Genomic DNA, 16317 nt, shown 5'->3' on the forward strand with positions numbered 1-16317 from the left:
AATTGTATAATATAAATTGTAAATTAAGGAGAAAATATGGAAAACAAAAAAAGAATGGTTTCAGGCATTACTGCAACAGGAACAATAACGCTTGGAAACTATATTGGAGCAATAAAAAACTTCGTAGAATTACAAGATAAGTTTGAAATGTATATATTTGTTGCAAACTTACATGCAATTACATCACCAATTGATAAATTAAAATTAAAAAATAATATAAAAAGTATGGTAGCACTTTATTTTGCTTGTGGTCTTGATCCAAAAAAAGTTAAAATTTTTATCCAAAGTGAAGTTTTAGAACACACTCAGTTAGGTTGAATTTTAACTTGTAATAGCACTTTAGGTGAATTAAATAGAATGACTCAGTTTAAAGATAAATCAACCAAAGTTAAATCAAGCAATGGAACTGAGTTTATACCAACTGGACTACTTACATACCCATTATTAATGGCTGCTGATATATTATTATATGACCCAGATTTTGTGCCGGTTGGTAAAGATCAAAAACAACATATTGAACTTACAAGAAATATTGCAGAAAGAATGAATTCTAAATATGGAGAAATGTTTAAAATTCCAGGAGATTATATTGCAAAAATCGGTTCAAAAATAATGGACTTGCAAGATCCAACAAAAAAAATGTCTAAATCATCAGATAACCCTAAATCATATATATCATTACTAGATGATTTAAAAGAAGTTGAAAAGAAAATTAAATCTGCTGTAACTGATTCAGAAAATATTGTTAAGTATGACCCAGAGAAAAAACCTGGTGTGAGTAATTTAATTACTATTTATTCATCTATAAAAAATCAAACAATTGAAGAAACTGAATCTTATTTTAAAGATAAAGATTATGGTCAATTTAAAAACGAAGTTACCAAATGTGTTTGTGATCTAATCAGTTCAATTCAAGAAAATTATAATAAACTTTATGATTCAAAAGAAGTTGAACAATGATTAGAAGAAGGAGCTAATTCTGCTAGATTTATAGCAAATAAAAAATTAAATAAAGTTATGAATTTAATTGGTTTAAATTATAAAAGAAAATAACTATTTGTAAAAATTTTCATCAAATTTTCAAGATACTGATTTTATTTTTTTAATTATTTTAGTACAGTTACTTTTTGGTCTAAGTTCTTTACAACCATCATGTATTGCAATAAAATTTTCATTAATTAACTCAATATTATTAAGATTAATAATTTCAATATTTCAAGGCATTTTTCCTTTTAACTTATCTTTAAATTCCATATGAAATTTACAAATAAAGCACATACGAAATTGATTTTCATCTTTATTAATTAGTTTTGGTGCATTATCCCAAGCAGCCTTAAAATCTTTTTCGTCAAATTCAATAATTCCATTATTCTCAAACTTTGCCATAATTTACCTCTTTTTATAATAATAAAACAAAAAAATATCTTTATTTGATTTAAAGATATTTTTTATTATTTAGTTGCTCCTAAAGCTTTTTTAGATGTTTGAACTAAAACTTCAAATTGTTTAGGTTCGTGTATTGCTAACTCAGATAACATTTTTCTGTTTATTTCAATTCCTGATTTTTTAAGACCATTCATAAATTTTGAATAACTTAAACCTAATGGTCTAACTGCTGCATTTATACGGATTATTCATAACTTTCTAAAGTCTCTTTTTTTAAGTTTACGTCCTACAAAAGCGTAAGCCATTGAACGCACAACTTGTTCATGTGCTTTTTTATAGTGAGATTTCTTAGTTCCGTAGTAACCTTTTGCTCTTTTAATTCAACGTTTTCTTCTTGCTCTTGTAACTTTACCAAATTTAATTCTTGCCATAGTTATACTCCTTTATTAATTTTGTAATAATCCATCTAATCTTTTCATGTCACTATCTGAAATAAATGTTGCTTTTTTCAAGTGTCTTTTTTGCTTAGTGGTTTTGTTTTGTGCTAAGTGTGATCTATAAGCTTTTGCTCTTTTTAATTTACCTGCACCATTTTTTTTAACCCTTTTTGCTAAAGCACTTTTTGTTTTCATCTTTGGCATAAATATTCTCCTTCTTATTTGTAAATATTAAGGTTTTTTAGGCACTATATACATATCTAAAAATCTTGTATTTAATTTTGCATCTTTTTCAACTTTTGCAATATCTTCAACTTTAGTAAAAAACTTATTAATTGTCTCTTTACCTAATTCTTGATATGTAATTTCTCTACCTTTAAATTTTAAAGATACTTTGACTCTGTCGCCTGCTTCAAGAAACTCTCTTGCTTTTCTAGCTTTGGTTTCTAAATCATGATCACCAATACCAACTGTCAATCTAATTTCTTTATTTTCAACTTTTACTTGATTTTTTTTGTTTTCTCTTTGTTTTCTTTTTTGCTCGTATTTATATTTTCCATAATCAAGTATTTTAGCAATTGCTGTTGAATTATCTTGGTTTCCTACTTGTAATAGATCTAAACCTTGATCTTCAGCCATTTTCAAAGCTTCAAACTTATTTAAAGGTCCTATTTTTTGACCTTCTTGGTCAATAACTAGGATTTGTCTTGCTCTAATGTCTTTATTAACAAAATCGCTTTTATTGTTTTTTATTTCTGCCATTTAACCTCCAAAAAATAAAAAAATGTGCCTTAAAAAACTAGAAGCACATTAAACTATTATTTTATATAAAGCAATAGAAGTTACCATTTCCTATTAGTAATGGTGAGCAATGTGCGCTACTTTTTTAACTCTTTTATTATAATGCATTTATATAAAATGTAAATAGTTTTTAAGATATTTATCATTTATTTATTTTAAGATTATTATTTTTAATTAATTTTTTTAATGGTTCTACATCAAAGTTAGAATTAAATGAGATTTCATTCATTCTATTCTTAACGCTTTCTATAGGAGTCTTTTGATTTCCTTCAAAGTAATTTATTGTATGAACAACCTCATTGGTTATTAATTTTTGCTCTTTTCTAATTGCTATAAATTTTTTAACGAGCATAAATGCTGCATAATACATTACAGCAATTGCAAATCATTTTAAATATCAAGTAAAATCTGCCATATCGATATTTAAACCACCTTGAATTCCCACAAAAACAATAAAGAATGCAATTACAGTTCCAAATACTCCACCAATTGTAAGACCAAATGATACTTTTGGATTGTAGTTATTATCTCTATGGAATGTTCAAGCAGTTGTTGGTAACGCAAAACCAGCAGCACATGTCATTATTGGAAAGGCTGCCGCAATATTCATTCCCAAAAGAGAAATTATTGCTAGTGCAGGCGCATATAAACCAACTCCAAAACTTTGAAGACCTCCAATAATAAAGAAACCAATTAAACCAACAAGCAATTTTCAATTATGCAAACCATTAGGGAGTGCAACTGAACCACTAACATCACCAATTACATTTAATTGCGCAAGTAACATTAATATTCCAGCGATAGATAAACATATTGCAACAAATATTGCAACGAAAGCTTTGTTTACTCTACCAACAACTTTAGCACTACAAAAAGCACCTAACATTGTTGCAATTATTAAAGATATAAGAGTTGTTAGTTCAACTTCAATAGCACTAACAAATAATGTTCCTGCAAATAGGTTTGGTATTGTAAGACCAATGTTTAATGTGCCAGGTAAATTTTTAACATCTTTAACTGTATCAGTTGCATTTAACATTGCAACAGTTACAGCAAAACTACCGACACCAATTGTATCAGTAAAACTACCCACAGTTCCAATTAATGAAGTTTTTACTATATTTTCATCTTTATCTAAAAATATTCTTTTTTTAACAGCTATTAGCATAAACGCTAAAAAACCAATAATTAATAAACAACCAATAATCATAGTAATAAATGCAATTAAATGGTTTGCATTTTTAAAACTAAAGTTGACACCATTATTTGCTCTTTCAAAATAGTATAAATAATTAACTGCTAAACTAATTACCAACAATAAAGGTGTTGTAACTAATGCTATTAAAGCCACTATTTTAGATGGAAGATTCTTTTTTAGTTTTACATATTTTCTTTTTATTTGTTTTTTCTCAACTTTTTTTTCACTTTCATTGAGTTTATTGTTATTTATTATTTCATCTCTATTTTTAAGATATTCTTGTTTAAGTTCTACATAGTTTATATTCTGTTTTAAATCTATAGAGTTTTCATATTCTAATAAAGCAACAGTATATAGACAATTTAATATATCATCAATTTCTTTAGATTTTTCAACATACAATTTGGTTAAATCATCTTTTAACTCATCAAGTTTATCAATAGATACATTTTTATTTTTATATTCTTTTTTTAAGAAGTTCATTTGTTCTTTATAAAAAGATTTTAAATTTTTTTTGTTTTCACTATAGGTATAAAGTTCCTTGATATAAGATTGTAAGTCATTTTCATTTTTACTTACAATCTTTATAGCTTCTTTATTGTCCACTTTATTTATGTGCTATTGCTTCAATTTCAATTAAAGCATTTTTTGGTAAAGCTTTAACTGCAAATGTTGATCTAGCTGGTTTGTGGTCTTCAAAGAACTTACCATAAATTTCATTTACTACAGTGAAATCATTTATATCACTTAACAAAATAGTAGTTTTAACCACATTGTTTTTTTCATAACCTGCTTCTTTTAATACATTTTCTATATTTTTTAAAATTTGATTAGTTTGTGCTTCAATACCTTTTTCTAATTCCATTGTTTCAGGAACTAATCCTAATTGTCCTGATAAAAACATTAGTCCATTACTTAGTTCTATTGCTTGTGAATAAGGTCCGATTGCTTTTGGCGCATTTTTTGAATCAATTATTTTCATTATTTATATATTCCTTCTAGTGCTTTTTTATCAATTATTTCATACCCTAATGCTTCTAAATCATTCACTATTGCTTTAAGTTCATCTTTTTGATTTATATCAATAACCAATTTAATAATTTCTCTATTAATTTCTAAGTTATTGTCTAGTTGAGAGTCTGATATTTTATATATTTGCACGTGATTTTTTGAAAATACACTTGTAATTTTAGATAAGTGATCTTTTGAAATAGGTGCATCAACTCTCATAACTACTCTTCTGTGGTCCGCTATAAGAGCTCTATTTGTTATATTCATAAAAGTTGTAACATCAATGTTACCCCCTGTTAGAACACAAACAATTTTTTTATTTTTAACTTTTAATTTATTGAATAGCACTGCTGCACTTGTCACAGCACCTGCTCCTTCTGCTACTATTTTACAATTTTCAAATAAAAATAGTATAGTTTTTGCAATTTCTTCTTCAGTAACCAATACTACATCATCAACAAATTTGTTTAATATTTCAAATGTAATATCTCCAGTTTCTTTAACTGCAATACCATCTGCAATTGATAACTTACCTTTTACTTGATAAGGTTTGTTATTTTTTCTTGCTTCATAATATGATGGAACATTTTCAGATTCTACACCAACAAGTTTACAATTTGGGTTAACTTGTTTAATGTAAGCAGATATACCAGATAGTATTCCACCTCCTCCAACTGGAACAAGAACATAATCAGCATCTTTAATGTCTTCCATTATTTCAACACCAATAGTACCTTGACCAGCAACTACATCTATATCATTAAATGCATGAACTAGAGTTTTTCCTGTTTCTTTAACAATTTCTGATGCCTTAACTTGTGCGTCATCAAAAAACTGTCCGTGTAAAATTACTTCTACACCATAATTTTTTGTGGCATTTATTTTTGCAAGTGGAGCTGTTTCTGGCATCACTATTGTTGCTGGGCAATCTAATAAATTTGATGCATAACTAACACCTTGCGAGTGGTTACCAGCACTTGCTGCAACAACCCCTTTTGAAAGTTTTTCTTTGTCCATATCAATCATTTTTGATAAGGCTCCTCTAATTTTAAATGACCCTGCTTTTTGCAAGTTTTCTAATTTTATGTATACTTCATTATCAGTTATCTGGCTTAACTTTGTTGCTCTGATAACTGGAGTGCGATTTATATAAGGTTTTATTTTTTCGTGTTTTGCTTCGATAGTTTCTTTTGAAATTTTGCTCATATCTATCATAAAAGCACCTCGCTTCTCTATGAATGAAAATCATTCAAAGATATTTTACATTAATAAATTCAAATATCAATAAATTTTCCATTTATTATATGAAATAAAAAATATTTTCTAAATTATATTATTTATTATTTTTATGAAAATACTTATAAATTCTTTTAGCAACTCTCTTTGAGTTGCAAAGTTTATTCTTACAAAATATTCTCCATTTTCAATATAATCATTTCCATAACTTAATATAATGTTATTTTTTCCATAATTTCTTGTAATTGTTTTTGACTAATTTTTAATTTTTCAAAATTTAAATATAAAAAATAAGATGCTTCTGTTTCGAAAACTTCAATATTACTGCAGTTTTTAATTTCAGTTTTTAAAAAATATAATTTTCTTTTAAATAATCTAACAATTCTTTTGCTCACTCAAGATTTTTATACGATTCAACTGTAGCAATTTTTCCAAATGAGTTTGGGAATACTATCCATGAACTTCGCAATTGTTTTTTAATTATTTTCTTAATCATATCACTTTTAACTAATAAATAACTTGTATCTAAACCACCAAAATTAAAAGCTTTGCTTGGGCTTGTTGCAGTAATTATATATTCATATTCATTGGAAAATTAATAAAAGGACTTAAAATCTTTTCTATTATATACAAAATCTCTATGAACTTCATCTGAAAAAATAAATACATTATGTTTTTTGCAAATATCTAGTATTTTTTGTAAATCACTCTCTTTTCAAACACTACCGCCAGGGTTGTGAGGATTACAAAATATAAAAAGTTTTACTTTATTTTTTATTATTTGTTCTTCAAAAGCTTTATAATCAATTTCAAACTTTTTATTTTTATAAATTAATTTGTTAACGATTAATGATCTATCTGTATTTTTTACTATATCTTCAAATGGACCAAAAACTGGAGTTGTAACAATTATACTATCACCTTTAGACGTAAATGCGTTAATTGTATTTGACAACGCTATCAAAGTATCTTGTGCATAAATTATGTCTTCAGTTTTCACATCAACATTGAAAAACTCTTTGTTTCACTCAACAATACTTTTATATCAATTATCAGATAAAAAAGAATAACCAAAAATACCTACACCAGCTCTATTTTTAAGTGCATCAATTACATTTCCAGGCATTGGAAAATCTGCGTCACCCATTCAAAATGAATAAATAGGTTTATTTATATCGATGTTATATTTTTTTGATAAATATTCTTTGTTTCAATGCATATCATTGTCTTTAGTTCTATCTATTTTAATATCAAAATTATATTTCATATTTAACCTCCTTAGTTAAAATAAAAAACTTATCTTATGATAAGTTTTCAATTTATATTTAACACAAAAATTATAACTACGCTATTGTTTTTTATTATAATAAAATTATTTTTATTTTTTAATTTTGAAATTTATTTACGAATAACTTCAAAATCAAAGTTAATAACTGATGAAGGTCTATTATTAAGTTCTCCAACTCAATATAATTTTTTTATTTCTTTATTTTGTTTTACAAATATTTCTAGATCCTTATACTTTGTCAAATAACTTGAACCTGTTTTATTGACACTTGTTGATAATATAGGACCTACAACTTTTATTATTTTTTTTAAGTCTTTTCTTTTTGGCATCCTTATCCCAATTAATTCGTCGTTTTTATCTTTTAATAAAACAGTTGTTGGTGTTTTGCATTTTTTAATTATTTTTATATGATACTTGTTATATAAAAGACCCAGTTGTTTTGCTTGTTTAATAGAAGAAATCAAAACAATTAATTTTTTATTTTTATCACTATTTTTTAATTTATTTAATAAATCTTGGTTCTTTTCATTAAAAATTAAACTTAATCCATATATTGTCTCTGTTGGTAGGATAATTACTTCATCATTATTTAAGTGCTCTATAGCTTTTAAAATTTCTTTCTTTTTTAAAAGTCTATTTTCTGTTTTCGTATTCATCAACAACTTTATTTATGAAATCTTTAACTTTCATTTCAATTTGTTCTTCGTTTTTATAAGTTCTAAAAGTTAACGAGTTATTTTCTAATTCTTTTTGACCCAAAACAACAATATAAGGTATTTTTTTAGTTATTGCATTACGTATTTTATTATTTAATCTGTCATCTTTATCACTAATTAAACATCTAATTTTTTTAGCGTGTAATTGTTTTTCGACTTCAACACAATAATCATTATACTTTTCAGATACTGGTATTATTGCAATTTGAGTTGGACTACATCATAAAGGAAGAACCCCCATTGTTTGCTCTAATAATATAGCAACAAATCTTTCATAAGTACCAACCAATCCTCTATGAATCATAATTGGTTTTTCTGGTTTTCCTTCACTATTAATATATTCAAGTTCAAATTTTTCTGGTAATAAAAAGTCAAGTTGAATTGTTGAAACAGTTATTTCATGACCTAAAGCTGTTTCTACTTGTATATCTAACTTAGGACCATAAAACGCTGCTTCACCAACCATTTTTTTATAATCAAGTTTTAATTCTTTAAGCATATCTTCTAATTGTGCTTCTGCACTATTTCACATACTATCATTATCATAATAACTGTGTTTATCTTCTGGGTCTCTTAAAGACAATGATAAGTATTTAATTTTAATATCAAATTTTGTTAACACTTCACCAATTAATTTATAACAGTTAATAAACTCTTCTTTTAATTGTGAAGGCATAACAAATATATGTGAATCTGTTAGTTCCATAGCTCTAACTCTTTCAAGACCTGTTAGTGAACCTGAAAACTCATATCTATGTTGAATTGCGTGCTCTGCATATCTTAAAGGTAAATCTCTATAACTTCTAATTTTTGATTTATAAACCGAAACATGGTGTGGACAATTCATTGGTCTTAGTACTAATGTTTCATTATCTGGCATTTCTATTGGTGCAAACATATTCTCTCTATAATGATTTCAATGACCTGATGTTTCATATAACATTTTAGATCCTAAAACCGGTGATTCTATTTGAACAAATCTATATTCAAACTCTTTTTCTTTTAAGAATTTTTTAATTTCTTGTTTTAGTATTGCTCCATTTGGAAGTCAAAAAGGTAAACCTAAACCAATTAATGGATCTATATTAAATATTTCTAGGTTTTCATTAATATATCTGTGATCTCTTAATTTTTTTTCTTCAATTTCTTTTACAATTTTTGCTAATTGCTTTTTGTCATTAGCAACAACGAAATCAATCTTTTGTAGCATTAATTCTGATGCGTCATTATTGTAGTATTCACCAGAAAAATTTAAAATTTGCACTTCTCTATTGTTGTATTTTGATAAAAGTACTGGGAATCTTATTATAAGTTCAAAACTATCTAATTTAATTGATGGGAAATCAATTTCTTCAATATTATATTTTGATAATGTTTGTGCTTTTTTATAATAGTTATTAAAATTATTAGAGTTTATGATTTCAAATTTTGACTCTTTAATTATTTCAATAAATTTTTTAGTTGTTACTTCTAATTCTTCTTTTTTTAATCTATCTTTTGTATTAAAAACTGCACTACAAGTTTCTTTGTTTATATCATTATTTTGAATTGATACTTCCAAATCATTAAATGAGCTTAATAAACTTAACTCCATTAACAATTTAGACATATAGTTATTTGATTTTTTTAATAATTCATTATCTATTTTTATTAATTCAAGTGTACAATCTTTTTTAACAATAGCTTGGTTAGGTAAAAAAACTTCACCAAATTTAACAACATACTTATTATTATCGATATTATTTTTTTCTAAAAGTTCAGAAACCAAAATCGGTTCTTTTATCTGAACTTTTTTTTCATCAATTATAATTTCCATTTTTTTCTCCTCTTATAAATAATCTTTATTATCAAAATATGGTTTTAAAATTTCTGGTAAATATAGTTTTCCATCTTTATAATAGTTTTCTAGTACAGCAGCAAAAAGTCTATCTATTGCTAGACCTGATCCATTTAGTGTGTGAATGTATTTTAGTTCACTGCCATCTTTATATCTTGTATTCATTCTTCTTGCTTGAAAATCCAAACAATTAGAACATGAAGAAATTTCTCTATATTTATTTTGCGCAGGAAATCAAACTTCCAAGTCATATGTTTTTGTAGAGCTAAATCCAATATCTCCAGAACATAATGTAACAACCCTATGTTTTAAATTAAATAATTTTAAAATATCTGATGCATTTTTCATCATTTTTTCTAATTCGTCAAAAGAAGTTGAAGGTTCAACTAATTTAACCATTTCTACTTTATTAAATTGGTGCATTCTAATTATACCTTTTGTATCTTTTCCTGCACTTCCCGCTTCTTTTCTAAAACACAAACTATTTGTTGTTAAATATTGTGGAAGCATGCTTTTTTCAATAACTTCGTTATTGAAAATATTTGTTAGTGGAACTTCACCTGTTGGTATTAAGTATTGATCACTTGTTTTGAATAAATCTTCTTCAAACTTTGGCAAATTTCCTGTACCAAACATTATATTTTGATTTACTATCACAGGAACAATGTATTCTTTAAAACCATTCTTAGTGTGAAAATCTAATAATATTGAGCCAATTGCTCTAATTAATTTTGCCCCATTTGATTTGTAAACTACAAACCTTGACCCTGACAACTTTGCACCAAGTTTAAAATCAATTAAATCAAGTTTTTCAGCAATTTCTCAATGATCTAGATTTGTATTTAAAAATACTTTTGGTTCTCAACTAAATAATTCTACATTATCATTGTCATCAGCACCATCAGGTATACTATCATCAATTAAATTTGGAATATAAAATAATATTTTGTCTATACTATTTTTAATATTCTTTAGCTCTGTTTCTTCAGTTTCTAATTTATTATTAATATCTTTAACTTTTTCTTTAGTTACTTTTTTTTCACTATCAGATAGTTTTGCAAAACTGTCTGATAACTGATTCTTTTCAAATCTTAAGTCATCTACTACTTTTTGCAATTCTTTCTTTTTTTTATTTAAAACAACAATATCTTCAATTTGTTTTTTGTATTCAGGATTTCTTCTACTTAAATTTTTTATTACCTTATCCTTATTTTCTTCAATAAACTTTAAATCTATCATATTCTTTTCCTATCTCCTTTAAATTAAATAAACTAAAAAATTACACGTTAACGTGTTTCCAATATAGTTTTTGTATTTAAAAAATAAATTCATAAATACCCTCTCTAATAATTAGCATTATAATTGAATTAAATTAAACAACTATACACATTTATTATACATTAGATTTTATTTTCAAGTTGTTTATCTAAATTTTTTATAATCAGGAATATAAGGGTTTTCTCTTTTAGGATTTCTTTTGACTGATTTTGTTTTACAATACATTATTATTTCATTTTTTTTGTTCTTTACATCGATTTCAGTTACATTATCTTCTTTATTATCAAATTTATAAATTAAGTTTCTTAGTTCTTGTTCTAATTTATATAAACCCAAAACATTTTTATGTTCTTCTTTTTTTTGTTCCACTGAATATTTAGAATTTGGAATTTTGGTTTTATTTGGATAATAATCTATGTCAATATGTTTGCAACCTATATGATGATAACCTTTAGATATTGCTTCTTGCATAGTTAAATAGTCTTTATCGTATTTTTCTAATGAAAGTACCTTACCTTCAAATGGAGCACAAAGATCACAACAATCTTTTTCTTCTTTAACATATACTAATATTTTATTTCTTAAGGCTTGTTTGCTACCAAATCAATTATAAATACCAAAAATAGGTTTTTGAGATTGTTTTGATTTATTTGATTCTTCTTCATTAGTTGAATGGTCGCTATTTTTTTCTTCTATATTTTTTTCGTTTTCTGGTTTATTTACAATATCACTCTTTTTTTGTCTTCATTTTCTAATTTTTTTTCAAGGTATAACTAAATATAATACTAAAACTATTACAAGAATAATTAATATAACTCAATATGGTAAAGTCATTAATTGTTTTTATTATTTAGATTTAAATAATAATCCTTTACTTCACTAAAGTTTATTCTTTGAATATTTTTACAACTAAAACATTTACCATTGGTTGGTTCAGACTCATCAAAATTAATATTACTTTCAAATATAAATTTTTTAAAATCTCAACATGTTTTACAAAAAGTAAATATTCAATTAGTATCAATATCAAAATTTTTTATCATTTGTTATACCTCCAAAAAAAATTAAAATGGTTATAAAACCATTTTAATGAGATTAATTATTATTTTTTAACTGCATTGAATTGATTTCTCATAGCGTTAGCAACGTGCTCAACATCAGGACCAATTACAATTTGCATTCCTTCAGAACCAAGTCTTTTAACTCCGAATGAACCTGCAGATTTTATTTTAGCATCGTCGACTTTTGTATTATCTTTTAGGATAAGTCTTAGTCTTGTTGCACAATTATCAATACTTACTATATTATCAGCACCAATTGCTTCAAATATAATATTTGCCTTTGTTACATATTTATCTCCAGAGCTTTTTGATTTACTTCCTTCTTCTTTAACAACTTTCTGAATTGAGTTACCATCAAGTAATTCTCTACCTGGAGTTTGAAGATTCATTGCTTTAATAACAAAGTAGAATACAAAGAAGTATATTGCTCCTGCCGCTGCCGATAGCACTAATATTCACAATGGATTAGACATTGCTAAATTATTGTGGTATTTTGCTAATCCTCATGATTGAGCAAAAGAGATTAAATAATCAATAAGTCCCGCACTAAATCCAAATCCTATTTGTATTTTCATTGCGGTTGTTATTCCAACAAATACTCCCGTCATTATTGCGTGTATTCCTAAAAGAACTGGAGCAATAAATACGAATGAGAATTCAATTGGTTCGGTTATACCTGATAATAAAGAAACCCCTGCGACTCCACCAAGGAATCCTGCGACTTCTTTTCTATTTTGTTTGTGTGCAGCCATAATCATTGCTATAGCAGCCAATGGTAATCCTCCCATCATAATTGGGAAGAATCCTGATTGGAATAGTCCAGAATTTGAAATACCTTTTGCGAAAGCATTAATATCTCCATTAACTAATTGATCTACTGCTCTAACTTCACCTGTCATCGGTGCAACAACATCTCCTGAAATTGGCATTTGGAATCAGAAGAATGTATTTAGTATTTGGTGTAATCCAAATGGTAAAAGCAATCTATTTAAAATACCATAAACCATAGTACCTGGAATTGCAACTGCTGGACTTGTTGGGTCTGCAACCGCTGTTCCAAATTTAATTAAACCATATTGTATTCATGGTCAAATTACTGCAAATGCAATACCAACTGGAATCGCTGCTGCAATTGCAACCATTGGGACAAATCTTCTTCCCCCAAAAAATGATAATGCAGTAGGTAATTTAATTTCTTTAAATCTATTATAAAAGTATGCAGATAAACAACCAGCAGTTATTCCTCCTAATACTCCTATATTAAGTACATATTGGTGTCCATTAATTATTGTTTTTGCCGAATCTGCGTACGTTGGAACATAGAATAGACTTGAAAAGTCAAATGGTTTGGTAACAACCTCCCCATTTTCGACAACCTCTTCAAATGCAGTGAAATTCAACACTTTACTATAAAATGCTTCTGGTAAAGTGTGCTCTGCTGTTAAAGCTGCGATTGCAAGGTAGAAAATAACTGCAACCAAGGCAACTTCTCCTCTATGATCTTTTGCTAATCCGAATGCACATCCAATAGCAAATAATAATGGTAAATTATCAAAAGGAACTGAACCAGGTTTTTGAATAACTAATGAAATTCATCAACCTCAACTATGTTCTTCTGCTAATTCCATACCTAAAGCGCCAAAACGGTTTAATATAGCTGCAAATGGTAAAACTGCAATTGGAAATTGTAATGTTTTACCTAATTCTTGCAACATAGTAAGAAACTTACTTCAAGCGTTTGGTCCACCTGACTTTTGAGACTTTAGTTTAACTTTTTTGTCGCTTTTTGCGACACTAACTTTAGCTTCTGCCATATTGATACCTTTCTACGAGCAAGAAATTGCTCCTTAAAAAATTATATCAAAATACCTCCTGAAATAAAATTCACTTTTGGAAATTTTTTTTACTTTAATATTACTTCTAATGATAAAGGAACAAAAATAACAAACATTATATAACCAGTTAAAGCTAAGATGATAATTCCATAGTATTGTCAAAATCTAAAAAACTTATATTTACCTGGTGTTAGGTCAAAAGATTCTTTTTCGATTTTTTTACGTTTTTTAAATTTAAATAAAAATAAAGTTGCTAAGATTCCTACAACTAATCCTGCAATCCCTATACCGAATAAAGATCAAGCAGTTGACTTTGAAAGAGTTGCTAATAACATATACGTCTCCTATTCATAAAAATATTATATTATTTAATTAAAGATAGTTCATATAATTTTTTAAATCTTCCTTCTTTTGATTTAAGTTCATCAAATGTACCTACATCATTAATTCCGTTTTCATCAAGAACAATAATCTGATCAAACTCTTTAATAGTACTCAATCTATGCGCAATTGCAATTGTTGTTCTTCCCTCCATTAAGTGATCAAGTTCTTTTTTTATTTCTTTTTCAACTATATTGTCAAGAGCACTTGTAGCTTCATCTAAAATTAAAATTTCAGGATTTTTTAAGATCATTCTTGCAATAACTAACCTTTGTTTTTGACCACCACTAAAAATAAATCCTCTTTCTCCAAGTATCGTTTCATAACCATCTGGCAAAGTTAAAACAAAATTGTGTAATTTTGCTTTTTTAGATGCCTCTATTGCTTCTAATTTAGTTTTATTAAAATTTGCATATAATAAGTTTTCCATTATAGTTCCATATAAAATTTGTGGATCTTGTTCAACATAACCAACTCTTGATAGATAATCTGATTTTTTTAGATCTTTAATATTGACATTATCAATTAATATTTCTCCACTTGAAACATCATAATATCTTAGCATAAGTCTTGCAATTGTAGATTTACCAACTCCACTTTGACCAACTATTGCATACCTTTTTCCTTTTTTAAATGAATAATCAAAATTTGGAAGAATAATTTTTGATGGTTCATCAGGATATCAAAATTTAACTTTTTTAAATTCAATTTTATTTACATCTTTTATTATTTCACCCTCAGTTTTAAAATCTATTAGACTTTTAGAATTATAAATATAATTTAATCTCATAACGCAATTTGAAAGCCTAGTTAAACCACGCATTGCAGTTGGTAAAATCAATAAACCATAAAGCATGTTATAACAAGCAGTTGAAAAGGTAACAATTAAAATTGAAAGTTCGCTTGGGTTTAAATCATTTCTTATACCAACAACTAATAGAATTGCAACTATTGGCATAAATCAAGAAAACACATTAACAAAGACGTTTAAAACTGTTTGATAAACTACTGAAACTCTTGCTTTTTTTTCGTAAGTTTTATGTAAGTCTTTTGATCTTTCTACTTCATAATTTTCAGTTCCACTTGATTTAATAACTCTAATACTAATCAATCTATCAGTTATATCTGCATCAATATTTTGTCTAATATCAAAAGCAATAATTATTGCACGTCTATAATAAATAAATAAAACCCAAATAACGAAAGTCATACATATAAAATATCCTAAAATAATAGCTGCAAGTTCCACATCAATTGTAAACAATAATGTTGTCATTGTAATCAAACTAGTTATTGCATAAATTAAATTAATTAAAAATTCATTAAACGCATCTCCAGCATTACTACTATCATTTATAACTCTTGACATTGTTAAACCTATTTGATTTTTAGAGTAATAATTAATATCTATTTCTACTAAATGTTGTAGTGCTTTTAATCTTAAATATATTTCCATTTTTCTTGCAAATAAACTTGCAAAAAAGTTTGTAAAGAACTCTAAAAAAACATAAAATGAATATCAACATATCCCAATAATAATCCAGTCTTTATAATCAAAGCTTCAAGCTAAAAAATTTGTTGGATGCCCAGTTTCTAGAGTTGTTACTAGTTTATTAACTATTACAGCTAATGATGTAAAAACTATTGAGTCAAATATAATAAAAGAAATTGCACATAAAAAAATGACAGGTTGTGCTTTAATTCCTTCAATCATTAACCTTACAGACGCTAAAAATTTCTTTTTGCTAAAAGCTTTTTCACTTGTAAATTTTTTTCTCATATATTTCACCAAAGTTAAAAGAAAAAGACCATATTTAATGGTCTTTATATTTATTTAATATACTACATTTTA

At 26.3% G+C, this 16317-nt stretch carries 18 protein-coding genes; 1 reads left to right on the top strand and 17 read right to left on the bottom strand.

The window, feature by feature from the left end:
- Positions 1 to 36 precede the first annotated feature (36 nt).
- A complete protein-coding gene (gene trpS, locus SLITO_RS04545; protein ID WP_075058581.1) occupies positions 37 to 1053 on the top strand; it encodes a tryptophan--tRNA ligase in 1017 nt (338 codons plus the stop codon).
- On the opposite strand, the gene SLITO_RS04550 is transcribed toward trpS, so the two are convergent.
- The 17 genes from SLITO_RS04550 to SLITO_RS04630 form a co-directional block, all read right to left on the bottom strand.
- A complete protein-coding gene (locus tag SLITO_RS04550) occupies positions 1054 to 1386 on the bottom strand; it encodes a hypothetical protein (protein ID WP_075058582.1) in 333 nt (110 codons plus the stop codon).
- 65 nt (positions 1387 to 1451) lie between these two features.
- Positions 1452 to 1817, bottom strand: coding sequence for a 50S ribosomal protein L20 (gene rplT, locus SLITO_RS04555; RefSeq protein WP_075058583.1), 366 nt, complete (start codon positions 1815 to 1817; stop codon positions 1452 to 1454).
- 15 nt (positions 1818 to 1832) lie between these two features.
- On the bottom strand, positions 1833 to 2027 hold the full coding sequence (gene rpmI, locus SLITO_RS04560; protein WP_075058584.1) for a 50S ribosomal protein L35: 195 nt from the start codon (positions 2025 to 2027) through the stop codon (positions 1833 to 1835).
- Between the two features lie 27 nt (positions 2028 to 2054).
- Positions 2055 to 2585 carry a translation initiation factor IF-3 gene (infC, locus tag SLITO_RS04565; RefSeq protein WP_075058585.1) on the bottom strand — a complete coding sequence of 177 codons (531 nt, stop codon included), beginning with the start codon at positions 2583 to 2585 and terminating at the stop codon, positions 2055 to 2057.
- A gap of 178 nt (positions 2586 to 2763) precedes the next feature.
- Positions 2764 to 4428: a sulfite exporter TauE/SafE family protein gene (locus tag SLITO_RS04570; RefSeq protein ID WP_075058586.1), complete on the bottom strand. Its 1665-nt coding sequence runs from the start codon at positions 4426 to 4428 to the stop codon at positions 2764 to 2766.
- Between the two features lies 1 nt (position 4429).
- Entirely contained in the window at positions 4430 to 4804 is a 375-nt protein-coding gene (locus SLITO_RS04575; protein ID WP_075058587.1) for a RidA family protein, read from the bottom strand.
- Positions 4804 to 6048, bottom strand: a complete 1245-nt coding sequence (gene ilvA, locus SLITO_RS04580) for a threonine ammonia-lyase (RefSeq protein ID WP_144416418.1) — start codon at positions 6046 to 6048, stop codon at positions 4804 to 4806. The genes SLITO_RS04575 and ilvA overlap by 1 nt, the downstream gene beginning before the upstream one ends.
- A 367-nt stretch (positions 6049 to 6415) precedes the next feature.
- A complete protein-coding gene (locus SLITO_RS06040; RefSeq protein ID WP_158500658.1) occupies positions 6416 to 6565 on the bottom strand; it encodes a hypothetical protein in 150 nt (49 codons plus the stop codon).
- 99 nt (positions 6566 to 6664) lie between these two features.
- Positions 6665 to 7336 (bottom strand): aminotransferase class I/II-fold pyridoxal phosphate-dependent enzyme, encoded by a 672-nt coding sequence (locus SLITO_RS04590; RefSeq protein WP_075058589.1) that lies wholly within the window; start codon positions 7334 to 7336, stop codon positions 6665 to 6667.
- 131 nt (positions 7337 to 7467) lie between these two features.
- The gene (locus SLITO_RS04595; protein WP_075058590.1) at positions 7468 to 8013 is read right to left on the bottom strand and encodes an L-threonylcarbamoyladenylate synthase; all 546 of its coding nucleotides are present in this window, start codon (positions 8011 to 8013) and stop codon (positions 7468 to 7470) included.
- Positions 7991 to 9889, bottom strand: coding sequence for a threonine--tRNA ligase (gene thrS / locus SLITO_RS04600; RefSeq protein ID WP_075058591.1), 1899 nt, complete (start codon positions 9887 to 9889; stop codon positions 7991 to 7993). The genes SLITO_RS04595 and thrS overlap by 23 nt, the downstream gene beginning before the upstream one ends.
- 12 nt (positions 9890 to 9901) lie before the next feature.
- Positions 9902 to 11149, bottom strand: coding sequence for a serine--tRNA ligase (gene serS, locus SLITO_RS04605; RefSeq protein WP_075058592.1), 1248 nt, complete (start codon positions 11147 to 11149; stop codon positions 9902 to 9904).
- A 183-nt stretch (positions 11150 to 11332) separates the two neighbouring features.
- Entirely contained in the window at positions 11333 to 12022 is a 690-nt protein-coding gene (locus SLITO_RS04610) for a phage minor capsid protein (RefSeq protein WP_075058593.1), read from the bottom strand.
- Positions 12022 to 12231, bottom strand: a complete 210-nt coding sequence (locus SLITO_RS04615; protein ID WP_075058594.1) for a hypothetical protein — start codon at positions 12229 to 12231, stop codon at positions 12022 to 12024. Before SLITO_RS04615 ends, SLITO_RS04610 begins: the two co-directional genes overlap by 1 nt.
- Positions 12232 to 12290: 59 nt before the next feature.
- On the bottom strand, positions 12291 to 14063 hold the full coding sequence (locus SLITO_RS04620) for a PTS transporter subunit EIIC (RefSeq protein ID WP_083433382.1): 1773 nt from the start codon (positions 14061 to 14063) through the stop codon (positions 12291 to 12293).
- Between the two features lie 89 nt (positions 14064 to 14152).
- A complete protein-coding gene (locus tag SLITO_RS04625; protein ID WP_075058595.1) occupies positions 14153 to 14419 on the bottom strand; it encodes a hypothetical protein in 267 nt (88 codons plus the stop codon).
- 29 nt (positions 14420 to 14448) lie between these two features.
- Positions 14449 to 16245: an ABC transporter ATP-binding protein gene (locus tag SLITO_RS04630; protein WP_075058596.1), complete on the bottom strand. Its 1797-nt coding sequence runs from the start codon at positions 16243 to 16245 to the stop codon at positions 14449 to 14451.
- Between the last annotated feature and the right edge of the window lie 72 nt (positions 16246 to 16317).

It is taken from the genome of Spiroplasma litorale (assembly GCF_001267155.1).
In the GTDB taxonomy this organism is placed as follows: Bacteria; Bacillota_I; Bacilli_A; order Mycoplasmatales; family Mycoplasmataceae; genus Spiroplasma_A; species Spiroplasma_A litorale.